Genomic DNA, 11,098 nt, shown 5'->3' with positions numbered 1-11,098 from the left:
TTTTTCGCATCCGCAACTCTAAGCGTGCACCGAACGCCGCCCGCCGATGTACATCTCCCATCCCGATCCGCCCGCCGTTCGCGGATGCGACGGACGCACGAAGCGCCGCGAGCAGGCGGGCTCGCGGCGCTTAGGATGATGACGACGGGCGGCTGAAACCGCGGCAACGACTGCGCAAAGTCCCCCTGCGGGGACTAACTGCCGGACATCGGCGCGCTGCCGATCACATCCGCGAACTCGTCAGAAGTCGGTGGCGAGGCGGAGGGTGAGGCTGCGGCCGGGGTTGTCTGCGAACTCCTTGTAGCGGCTCAGGAAGTCGCGGTACGAGGTGTCCAGGAGGTTGTGGACCTGGAGGTCCACGGCCACCACGCGCCGCCCCAGCCGCGGCCGGAAGCCGCCGCCCAGGTCCAGCAGCGTGTACCCGTCCGGCGCCAGCTCCTCGGGCGCGGGGCGGCCCTGGTGCGCGACGGCCTGCACCTGCGCCCACAGGCTCGCGCCGCGCAGCGTGCCGGACAGTTCCGGCCGCAGCTCCGCGCGCAGCAGGGCGCGGGCGGGGGGCATCAGCGGCAGGGGCTCGTCGAGCGTGCGGTCCTCGCCGCGCACGTAATCCGCGGCGGCGCGGAGGAGGAGTGAGCGAACCGGCTGCACCTGCACCGAGCCCTCGCCGCCCCACAGCCGCGCATCGGTGGCGGCGTAGCGAAACACGCGCAGGCCCTGCTGCGTCTGCGCCGTGGGGCGCGCGACCAGGTAGTCGTCCACCCGGTTGCCGAACGCCTCCACCTCGGCCTGCACGCGGGCGCCCGCCCAGCGCAGCCCGACCTCGGCCGAGAGATTCTGCTCGGTGCCCAGCGTGGGATCGCCGATGTCGAAGCGGGCCTCGCCCAGCCGCGGCCCGTTGGCGAACAGCTCGAACAGGGTGGGCGCCCGCCACGCGCGGCCCACGTTGCCGCGCACCGACAGCCCGCCCGCCACGTCCACCACCGCGCCCGCGTTGAAGGTCAGCGCCCGGTAGCTACGCGAGTCGTCCGCCAGCCCCAGCGTGGCGTTCGCGTCCGCATCCACCTTCCGCGCGTCGCCACGGGCGCCCGCGAGCAGCCGTACGCGGCCCATCTGCACCTGCTGGAACGCGAACACGGCGCCCGTGCGGATGCCCGCGTCCGGCACCAGCGGCACGGGGCCGCGCGTGTCGTTGCTCTGCGCCACGCCGGACACGCCGAACGTGCCGCCCGTGCCCTCCGCGTCGCCGTGGTGCGCCAGCAGGTCGAAGGTGAAGGTGTTGAGCAGCAGGTCGAACTGCACCGACTCCGCGCCCGGCTGCGTCGTGCCGTTCACCTCGTCCGCCACCTCGATCAGCGAGTGGCGCTGGAGCTGGGCACGCGGCTCCACGCGCAGGCCGCGCCACGGCAGCACGGCAGCGACCTGGAGCCGGTCGTCGGCCAGCTTGCGCTCCGGCCCGCCCTCTTTCTCCCCGGCGCCCGGTGCGGTCACGGGCTTGTCCGCCTCCAGCAGCTTGAACTCGCCGCCGTAGCGGTCGTAGCGTGCCGTCACGCTGCCCCACCCGCCGCGCAGGCCGCCCGCCAGCTCGCCGTTGAAGGCGCCGAAGCCCGTGTTCTCCACCTTGCCGCCGGGCGTGCGGTAGTCCTCCGCCAGGCGGCCGATGCCCACCACCCGCCACCCGAAGGCGCCGCGCGCGCCCTCGCCGTGCAGCACCAGCCCGCCCTCGGTGTTGCCCGTGGAGAAGTACGTCTCCACGCCGCCGCGCGTGTAGCCCGTGCGGCCCAGCGCGTCCGGCAGCGCCTCGGGGATCACGTTCACCACGCCGCCCTCGGCGTCCGAGCCGTAGAGCAGGCTGGCGGGGCCGCGCACCACCTCCACCCGCTGCGCCAGCCGTGCATCTACCGACGGCGCATCCTCGTCGCTCCACGAGTAGTCCTCCAGCCGCAGCCCGTCGGCCAGCACCAGCACGCGCGATCCCGAGAAGCCGCGGATCACCGGCTTGCCGATCTGCTCGCCCGTGGAGAGCGTGCGCACGCCGGGCACGCTCTCCAGCGTGTGCGCCAGCGACACCGAGTGCTCCTGGCGGATGCGCTCCGGCCCCACCGTGGCGGTGGACAGCACCGACCCGCCCGCCGCCGCCGTGCGCCCCGCCGTCACCGTCACGCCCTCCAGCTCGATGGGCGACTCGGTGAGCGCCACGCGTAGGTCCCCGCCCTCGCGCGTGGAGAGCGTGCGGATGGCCGCCGCGTAGCCCTGCCGCCGCGCCGCCAGCGTGTAGCGGCCCGCGGGCAGCCCGGCGAACGCGAACTCGCCGCCCGAGCCGGTGCGCGTCTTCCGCTCCAGCTCCACCACGGTCACCTCCACGCCGGCCAGCGGCGCGCCCGCGGTGTCGGTCACGGTGCCGCGCAGCGTGTCCATGGCGGCCGCTGCGACGATGTGCGGAGAGTGCCCGCCCGGCACGGGAGCGGCGGACGAGAGCGCCGCGGCGAGCAGCGCGGAAAACGGAGCGATCACGTGAGAGGCCTGCGCGGAAGATGAGGACGACGGGCGTGCGTGGATGCGGCGGATTCTATGCTCCCGCCCCGCCCCACGGCAACCTTCCCGCGGCGCGAAGAGGCTGCCCGTCGACCGGCGACCTTCCGCGACCGATGTCGTTCTCCGTCTCGGTAGATGCGCGGCAAACGACGAATACGACGTGCTCGGGAGATGCGAGAAATCCGAAGAACGGCCCGCTCTCCGGAGGAGGCGGGGCTCCGGCCGATGCGCGGTGTTCATGGACGTCGGGAGATGGCGTGCGGTGGATGGCGAAACATCTGCTACCGCTTGCGTCGCAGCCGCGCCGCGCGGCATCTTCCCGCAGACGAATCCTCCCGCCCATTCCGAATCCATCCGATGAAGCTTCTGCCCCTCCTCGTCGTTCTCGCATCGGCGATTGCGTCCGCGGCGGGCGCGCAGCAGGCGACGACGACTGCGCCTCGCGCCCACGCCGCGGCATCGCACGCGCAGCCGCACACCCGCCGCGCCCAGGTGCATCCGGCTGCTCGCGACACGGCTGCGGGTGCGAGCGCGCACGCGACCGCATCTCCCGAAAGCGGGCACGGCGGGACGTGCTCGCTCGCATCGGCGGCTTCGGGGATCGCGCTGGGGGCGGGCGCGGCGGCGATCGGGAGGACGTCGCCCGTCCTACTGCCCGGCCGCCTGCTCGCTCCCGCGCGGACGGACACGGCGCGGGCGCAGGTGGATGCGCCGTCCGCTCGGTCCCCGCATGCGGCCGAAGCTCCGTGCGCATCTTCCCCTGCGGCGGCGCGGCCGGACGCATCGCATCCATAGCCTGGCGCGTGGTCTGCCTCTTGCGCGCCTCGGGCGCGCGAGCGAACGGCCTCCGGGTCAAGGAGGATGGGCGTACGGACGCCGCGCATCTCCCCGACCCGCTTCCGAACCGGGTGGCGTGACGATGAACCGACAATGGATCGCGGCCGCGCTCCTGGCCGTGACGGCGGCCGGATGTGCGAGGCCGCGGGGATACGAGTTCCGCTGTCCGGACGGCACCTCGGTCCGCGCGCGCTTCGTCGCGGGCGGCGACAGCGTCGTGCTCTCCTCAGGGGCCAGTAGCGTGCACCTCCCCCGCACCCTCTCGGCAGACGGCGGGCGGTACGCGAACGACACGCTCGTGTTCTGGGAGAAGGGCCGCACCGCGAGCATCGCCCGCGCCGGCCACCCCGCCGTGGAAGGCTGCACCCGCGGCGACGGCGAGTGACCCCCGCCCGGGCGCGCGGCGCAGGCCGTGCGTCCATGCCGGCCAAGTGCGGCGGCGAATGGTGGGATGGTGGATGTCGTGCGGGTGAGCGGGCGAACCTGGGAGGAAGATTGATCCGGATCGGGGTGACGGGCACCGACACCAGCGTGGGCAAGACCGTGGTGAGCGCCGCGCTCATCGCGCTGCTGCGGAAGCAGGGGCGCAGCGTGGCCGCCATGAAGCCCATCGAGAGCGGTGTGGCCGACGGCGACGGGCAGGGCGACGCCGTGCTCCTGCGCGACGCGGCCGGGAACGCCGACCCGCTGGAGGTGGTTCGCCCCATCGCCCTGGCCGCGCGGCTGGCGCCCTGGCTGGCGGCGGAGCGCGCGGGTACGCCCATCGACCTGTCCGTGCTGGACTTCGCGTTCGGACGGCTCATCGAGGGCCGCGACGCCGTGGTGGTGGAGGGTTCCGGCGGCCTGCTGGTGCCCATCACCCGCGACGTGGGGTTCGATGGCCTGTTCGTGAGCTGGGAGCTGGACGTGGTGGTGGCCGCCGCGAACCGCACCGGCGTCATCAACCACGTGCTGCTCACCGTCCGCGCCGCCCACGACGCCGGCCTGCGCGTCCGCGGCGTGGTGCTCACCCCCACGGCATCGGCCGCCCCCGCGACGCCGGACGACTCCAACCTCGCCGCCCTGCGCGAGCTGCTGATGCCGGTGCCGGTCATCATTTTCCCGTGGGTCGAGGACTCGCGCGACTTCGACCTCCTGGCCCGCACCGCGCAGGAATGCGGTATGGAAGCCATCGTCAGCGACCGCGTCGCCCCCGCCTGATCCGATCGAATCGGATCGAACGACAAAGGCTCCGCACCCTCTCGGCGCGGAGCCTTGTCGTTTTTACTGACGTGGGATCCCGCGTCTCCCGTCCACCGGGCAGCCCACGTCGATGCCGATTCGGGGTAGTCCCGCGGGGGGAATTCGCGCGGTTGTTGCCGCGGTCAACCGACAGCTACGCCGCCGCCTCATCCTCCGAAGTATAGGTCCGCCTCCGCCTTCCGGCGCTTCACCAGGTCGTCGGAGACCTTGTGCTGCTTGGTCGCGGGGTCCGTGACCTTGTCCCACATCGCCCAGGCGGCGCGCACCTCCGCCTCCGGCGCGCCGCCGTTGATCTTCTGGAGCACGGTGGACGACGCGAACGCCCCGTCGCCGATGTTGTAGACGAGCGAGACCAGCGCGTCGAACCGGTTCTGCGTGAGCGGCACCTTCACCTGCTGGCTCACGGACGCCTCCGCCACGCCTGCGTCCCGGGCGAGCAGCGCGTCGATCTCCGCGTCCGTGAGCGTCGCGGCGAGCAGGTTCTGCTCCGCCGGCAGCTTGATGAGATGGCCCGCGCCCGTGGTCCATCGCCCCGCCTGGTCCTTGTACGCCGTGTGCCGCACGCCCTCGAACCCGCGCAGCAGCGCGATCCCGCTTCCGCTCGTCTTCATCCCCGCCTCCGTTCGTCCGTGGATGTGATCCGCCCCAGGTTCGATGATGGACCGCGGACGCGGATTCCCCGCGCTCGCCCCGGCGGTCGCTCTCTTGCAGTTTCCGCGCGCCGCGAAACACCTGACGACACGCAAGACCGCGGAAGATGCCCCTCACACGCCGTTTGCTTCCCCTCGCAGCACTGCTCGCCGGTTCCGCGCTGGCCTGCCTGCCGGCCTCAAGCGGACTCGAAGCGCAGCAGCACCGCCCGGCTGCGCATCCCGCAGCTCTGCGGCGCGTAGACCTCGCCGGGGACTGGCGTTATCTGCCGTACAACGGCGAGGGCGGCTTCGGCGAAGCGGTGGTGGACGACTCGCAGTGGCCCACCATGCGGCTGCCGTCGAGCTGGTTCCTGCTGGGGAGCGACCGCTACCCCGCGCACGCCGACCGCGCCGTGCAGTCCGCCAGCCCCGGCGACATCTGGCCGGTGGATGCGGAGCGCGGCCTGGACTGGAACGGCACCGTCTGGTTCCGCCGCACGGTGGAGTGGACGGGAGATGCGCGGCGGCCCGTGATCCTGGACCTCGACATGGTCGACTACTACGCCGAGGCGTTCGTGAACGGCGTCCCTGTGGGTCGCCACGAAGGCTACTTCGAGAAGTGGTCGGTAGACGTCAGCCGGGCCATCCGCCCCGGCATCAACAGCATCGCCGTCCGCGTCTCCGCGCCGGAGATGCCGTTCGACATGTCGTACCGCTGGCCCATCTCATGGCCCAAGCAGCAGAACCAGGTCAAGGGCATCTTCGCGTACCACGACACGCGTCCCGGTGCGACGTCGCCGCGCGGCCAGGAGCGCGGCACGGGCGGCATCCTGCGCGGCATCGCCCTGCGCGAGAGCGACGGCGTGGAGATCGAGGAGCTGACGGTGACGCCGCTGGACGTGAGCGAGGCCTCCGCGCGCCTCGTCATCGAGGCGACGGTGCGGAACTGGACGCCAGCCACCGTCTCCACCGTGCTGAAAGGCGAGGTGACGCCCAAGAACTTCGGCGGCGATGCGCGCATTCCCGTGCAGCTCGCGGTCGCCGCGCGGCCGGGCGTGACGCGGGCGCGCACGGAGGTCCGCATCTCCCATCCCGCGCTGTGGTGGTCGTGGGACTATGGCCGGCCCAACCTCTACCGCCTGGACGCGGCGCTCGCCCGCGCCGGCTCCACGTCCGCGGCGGACCGGCGGACGGCGACCTTCGGCGTGCGCTCCATCTCCCGCGACTCGGCGTGGGTGTGGCGGCTGAACGGGCGCCGCATCTACCCCCGCGGCACGAACTACATCGCCACCCAGTGGCTCTCGCAGGCGGACCGCGCGTGGTACGAGCGCGACGTGGAGATGATGGTGGGCGCCAACCTCAACACCGTGCGCCCCCACGCCCACCTGGAGCGGCCGGAGTTCTACGAGGTGGCCGACAGCGCGGGGCTGATGGTGTGGCAGGACTTCCCGCTGCAGTGGGGCTACACCGACGACCTCGCGTTCCACGCCGAGGCACTTCGCCAGGCCGCGGCCATGATCCGGCGCTTCGGCAGCCATCCGTCCATCATCGCGTGGTGCATGCACAACGAGGCGCCGCACGCGATGGACTGGATGAGGAAGAAGGACCCGCATCAGAACCTCGCGCTCGACGACTCGCTGGTCGCCCTCGCGGCGCGCATGGACTCGTCGCGAGTGAAGCACCGCGACTCGGGCACGGGCGATGGGCATCCGTACCCCGGCTGGTACTACGGCACGGTGGCCGGCTTCGCGAACAGGACCGAGCCGTTCGTGACCGAGTACGGCGCCCAGGCGCTACCGAACATCGAGACGCTGCGGACCATGTTTCCCGGCGACACGCTCTTTCCCACCACGCCGGAGGGATGGGAGACGTGGGCGTTCCGCGACTTCCAGCCGGACCCCACGTTCCAGAGCGGACGGGTGGAGAAGGGGCGCACGATCGACGAGTTCGTCGCCAGCTCGCAGGCGTACCAGGCGCAGGTCGTCCGCTACGGCACCGAGCGGTTCCGGAGGCGGAAGTGGAACGGCAGCACGGGCATCTACCAGTTCATGTTCGTGGAGGACTGGCCGTCCGTGACCTGGGCGGTGGTCGACTACTACCGCCGCGCCAAGCCGGGCTACGACGCGCTGCGCCTGGCCATGCAGCCGGTGCTCCCCAGCATCGAGTACACGATCGACAAGCGCGACGCGCCGGTCTCGCTGTGGATCGTGAACGACCGGCTCGCGCCCATCCCCGCCGCCACCCTCCACTGGCGCACCGTCTCCGCAGACGGCACCGCTTCCGCGGAGGCCACGCGCGTGCTGGACGTCGCGGCGGACGCGGCGGTGAAGATCGTCGACCTCGGCCCGTTGCCCGCGGTTTCGCGCGGCGGGACGACGCTGGAGGTGTGGATCGCGGACCGCGACGGGCGCGTCCTGGGCCGCAACGCGCTCTCGGCACGCGACTTCCGTTGATGCACGTCATGCCCCGCGCGAAGCAGGTGCGCGGCGCCTGAACGCTGCTCCCCGATCCGGAACACGATGCCCAACCCGCTGCGCGACCTCTTCTTCGGCGAATCGAACAGCAAGGTGCTGGTGGAGGCGGTCACGCCCCGCCGCAGCTTCGCCGACGTGGTGCTGCCGCCCGCCACCCGGCGGTCGCTGGACAACGCGCTGCTCCAGATCCGCAAGCACGACCTGATGTTCGAGGACTGGGGCCTGGGTGAGCGCCACGATACCGGGCTGGGGCTGGCGTTCAACTTCGCCGGTCCGCCGGGCACGGGAAAGACGATCTGCGCCGAGGCCATCGCCCACGCGCTGGGCCGCAAGCTGCTCGTGGTGCGCTACGCCGAGCTGGAGTCGCAGTGGGCGGGCGCCACGGCCAAGAACGTGGCCGGCGTCTTCCGCTCCGCCGCCGAGCAGGAAGCCGTCCTCTTCTTCGACGAAGCCGACGCCATCGCCGGGCGCCGCTTCACGTCTGTCGACCAGGGCTACCAGCGCGAGGCCAACGCCGTGGTGAATGTGCTGCTGCGCGAGTTGGAGGCGTTCCCGGGCGTGGTCATCTTCGCCACCAACCTGGCCGCCAACTTCGACCCCGCGTTCGAGCGCCGCATCCGCACGCACATCCTCTTCGAGATGCCCGGCGTGGCCGAGCGCGAGAAGATCTGGCGCGCGCAGATCCACGCCCGCAAGACGCCGCTGGCGGAAGATGTGGACTTCGCCGCCCTCGCCCGCACCTTCGAGGGCAGCGGCGGCGACATCAAGAACGCCGTGCTCAAGGCCGCGCAGATGGCCATCGCCGAGCCCGGCGCGGACGAGCACAAGCACATCACCCAGGCCCACTTCGCCGAGGCGATGCAGGAGGTCGTCTCCGCCCGCCGGGTGATGGACCAGTCGCTGTTCAGCGACGGTGCCGCCTCCACGGCGCTCTCCGCCCTGGGCGCCGCCGGCGTCGCGCACCAGCAGCCATCCACCGACGTGGAAGCGCTGGAGGAGAACCTATCCACCCTCGCCGGCCGCCTGGTGGAGGTGGAGGACGGGCTGGCCGAGGTGCCCGCCACCCTCCGCCGCGTGGAGGACACGCAGCGCGACACCCGCCGCCGCCTGGACGAGCTTCTCTCCACCCTCAGCGCGCACCAGGCCGCCGCCACGGCCGCCCTCGCCGCCGCGGAAGCCGATTGGAAGCGCAAGTGGCGCCCCATCCTCATCGCCGCCGTCATCGCCCTCGCCGCCAGCCTCGTCGCGCTCGCGAGGGTGTTCATGTAGCTTTCGCGCAGATCGAGAACTTCCCCAACGGAGGTGACCGGATGAGCACACTGCGCGGCCGCATCACCGTCGATCCGGCCGTCTGCCACGGCAAGCCGACCATCCGCGGTCTGCGCTATCCGGTGGAGATGATCCGCGATCTGCTCGCCTCCGGCATGACGGCGGACGAGATCCTGGCCGACTATCCCGACCTGGAGCGCGAAGACCTCGCCGCCGCGGCGAAGTACGGACGAAATCCGACGGGAGCGACCGGACCTTCGTAGCCCCACGAGAAGGATCTGTGCAGCCGCGCCCTGGCGGCTGAAGCCGCGGGCTACAACGGCGCGAAGCCCGCCTTCGCGGGCTGCTGCCGAAGCTTCGGTCCGCTCCGGACGCGCAGTGGTTTGGGGAGACACGCAAAGGATACCGCACGAACGAGGGCGCCCGCTTGGAGCGGACGCCCTCGCCGTTTGCACACCACGCGGAGACGGGTTTACCTGGAGGCGTGCCGCAGGATAGCTAACCCAGCGGAGCCCAGGCTGCCTCGCCGAAGTTGCCTCCGGCACGCCTCCTACTTCCCGTAGCAGCCCACGCCGGTGGGCTTCGTGCCTTTGTAGCCCGCGGCTTTAGCCGCCAGGGCGATGCCGCCTCGCGATGTCGCCCTTCGCGGTCTGCTACCGGAGCTTCGGTCCGCTTCCACGCGCGGCCCAACCCGCCAGGGCGATGCTGCCGCCCGACGCCGCCGGTCGATAACCCACCGAACCGCCGCTTCCCGCGCCTACGCCGTCTCGTTCACGTACGTGAGCCACCCGTGCGTGTCTTCCGTGCGCCCCTGCACGAGGTCAAGGAAGCGCTGCTGGAGGGCGCGCGTCATCTCGCCCATCTTGCCGCTGCCCACGGGGATGCGGTCCACGCTGCGGACCGGTGTGACCTCGCTCGCCGTGCCGGTGAAAAACAGCTCGTCGCAGATGTACAACATCTCGCGCGGCACCGCCTGCTCGCGCACCTCGATGCCCATCTCCTTCGCCAACGTGATGATGCTCGCGCGGGTGATGCCGGCCAGGTTGGTCCCGTCCAGCGCCGGCGTGATGAGCGCCCGGTCGCGCACGAGGAAGACGTTCTGCCCCGTGCCCTCGCTCACCATCCCGCCGTGGCTGAGTGCGATGGCGTCGGCGTACCCGTCCTCTACCGCCTCCAGGCGGCTGAGCTGCCCGTTGAGGTAGTTGCCCGCCGCCTTCGCCAGCGCGGGATACGTGTTGGGCGCCTGCCGCTGCCAACTCGACACCTTCACGTCCACGCCCGCCTCCAGCGCGCCCTCGCCCAGGTACGTGCCCCACGGCCAGCACACCAGGTACGTCTCCACCGGGCTGCCGATGGGGTTCATGCCCGCCGCGCCGTAGCCCCTCAGCACCATGGGGCGTAGGTAGCAGTGCTCCACCTGGTTGCGCCGCACGATCTCGCTGCACGCGGCCCGCAGCGTGGCGAAGTCCGGCTCGGGCGGCATGCGGTAGATGCGGGCGGAGTCGTACAGCCGCCGCAGGTGCTCGTCCAGCCGGAAGATGGCCGGGCCGCGCGGCGTGGCGTAGCAGCGGATGCCCTCGAAGAGCGAGCTTCCGAACTGGAGGGAGTGGCAGAGGAGGTGAACGGTGGCGTCGGCCCAGGGAATCCACTCCCCGTCGCGCCAGATCCACTCCGTCTCGTTGATCTGAGCCATGCACGTGTCCCGCGTCTAGAGCGATGCGTTGCCGCCGCCACCATCCCGGCGTGCCGACACGCTCGCCCCCCAGCCCCCGCCCCGCAACCCCATCATCTTTCCCGCCACCTTCCACGACCACTATTCTGTCGTCGGACTGCGCCGCCATGCACACAACCCTCAGCACACCCGCTCGATGCTCCCCGAACGCCGCGCCCTCCGCCTGCCGCACTACGACTACACCACGCCAGGCGCGTATTTCGTCACGATCTGCACCCAGAACCGGGCTTGCTCGCTCAGCCGCATCGTGAACGATCAAGTCACTCTGTTTCCCGCTGGCGAGGTTTCTAAGGCAGTATTGCTGTCCCTGCCTCGCCGCTTCGCGGGCGTTGAACTCGATGCCTTCGTAATCATGCCCAACCATATCCACGCAATCTTAA

At 71.5% G+C, this 11,098-nt stretch carries 10 protein-coding genes; 7 read left to right on the top strand and 3 right to left on the bottom strand.

Annotated elements, in window-relative coordinates; all coding sequences use genetic code 11:
• Positions 1-240 precede the first annotated feature (240 nt).
• Positions 241-2,511, bottom strand: a complete 2,271-nt coding sequence (locus tag VFE05_18665) for a TonB-dependent receptor (GenBank protein ID HET6232104.1) — start codon at positions 2,509-2,511, stop codon at positions 241-243.
• Positions 2,512-2,889: 378 nt separating this feature from the next.
• Here VFE05_18665 and VFE05_18660 point away from each other — a divergent pair, with 378 nt between their 5' ends.
• From VFE05_18660 to bioD, 3 genes are all read left to right on the top strand, one after another.
• Positions 2,890-3,327 (top strand): hypothetical protein, encoded by a 438-nt coding sequence (locus tag VFE05_18660; GenBank protein HET6232103.1) that lies wholly within the window; start codon positions 2,890-2,892, stop codon positions 3,325-3,327.
• A 124-nt stretch (positions 3,328-3,451) separates the two neighbouring features.
• Complete coding sequence (locus tag VFE05_18655) at positions 3,452-3,754, top strand: MliC family protein (GenBank protein ID HET6232102.1); 303 nt, start codon at positions 3,452-3,454, stop codon at positions 3,752-3,754.
• A gap of 125 nt (positions 3,755-3,879) precedes the next feature.
• Positions 3,880-4,569 (top strand): dethiobiotin synthase, encoded by a 690-nt coding sequence (gene bioD, locus VFE05_18650; GenBank protein HET6232101.1) that lies wholly within the window; start codon positions 3,880-3,882, stop codon positions 4,567-4,569.
• A gap of 188 nt (positions 4,570-4,757) precedes the next feature.
• Here the strand turns inward: bioD and VFE05_18645 are convergent, their stop codons facing one another.
• A complete protein-coding gene (locus VFE05_18645; protein ID HET6232100.1) occupies positions 4,758-5,222 on the bottom strand; it encodes a lysozyme in 465 nt (154 codons plus the stop codon).
• Between the two features lie 146 nt (positions 5,223-5,368).
• Between VFE05_18645 and VFE05_18640 the strand changes: the two genes are divergently transcribed.
• From VFE05_18640 to VFE05_18630, 3 genes are all read left to right on the top strand, one after another.
• The gene (locus tag VFE05_18640; GenBank protein ID HET6232099.1) at positions 5,369-7,696 is read left to right on the top strand and encodes a glycoside hydrolase family 2 TIM barrel-domain containing protein; all 2,328 of its coding nucleotides are present in this window, start codon (positions 5,369-5,371) and stop codon (positions 7,694-7,696) included.
• A 66-nt stretch (positions 7,697-7,762) separates the two neighbouring features.
• Complete coding sequence (locus tag VFE05_18635; protein ID HET6232098.1) at positions 7,763-8,986, top strand: AAA family ATPase; 1,224 nt, start codon at positions 7,763-7,765, stop codon at positions 8,984-8,986.
• A gap of 41 nt (positions 8,987-9,027) precedes the next feature.
• Positions 9,028-9,249 (top strand): DUF433 domain-containing protein, encoded by a 222-nt coding sequence (locus VFE05_18630; GenBank protein HET6232097.1) that lies wholly within the window; start codon positions 9,028-9,030, stop codon positions 9,247-9,249.
• 494 nt (positions 9,250-9,743) lie between these two features.
• Here VFE05_18630 and VFE05_18625 read toward each other — a convergent pair whose 3' ends face one another.
• Entirely contained in the window at positions 9,744-10,679 is a 936-nt protein-coding gene (locus VFE05_18625) for a branched-chain amino acid transaminase (protein ID HET6232096.1), read from the bottom strand.
• Between the two features lie 175 nt (positions 10,680-10,854).
• Between VFE05_18625 and VFE05_18620 the strand changes: the two genes are divergently transcribed.
• Positions 10,855-11,098 (top strand): hypothetical protein (locus tag VFE05_18620; protein HET6232095.1); only part of this gene is annotated, 244 nt, incomplete at its 3' end.

The sequence above is a fragment of the Longimicrobiaceae bacterium genome, assembly GCA_035696245.1.
GTDB lineage: Bacteria > Gemmatimonadota > Gemmatimonadetes > Longimicrobiales > Longimicrobiaceae > DASRQW01.
Note: the sequence above shows the minus strand (reverse complement) of the source record. Positions and strands in the feature narration are given on the sequence as shown.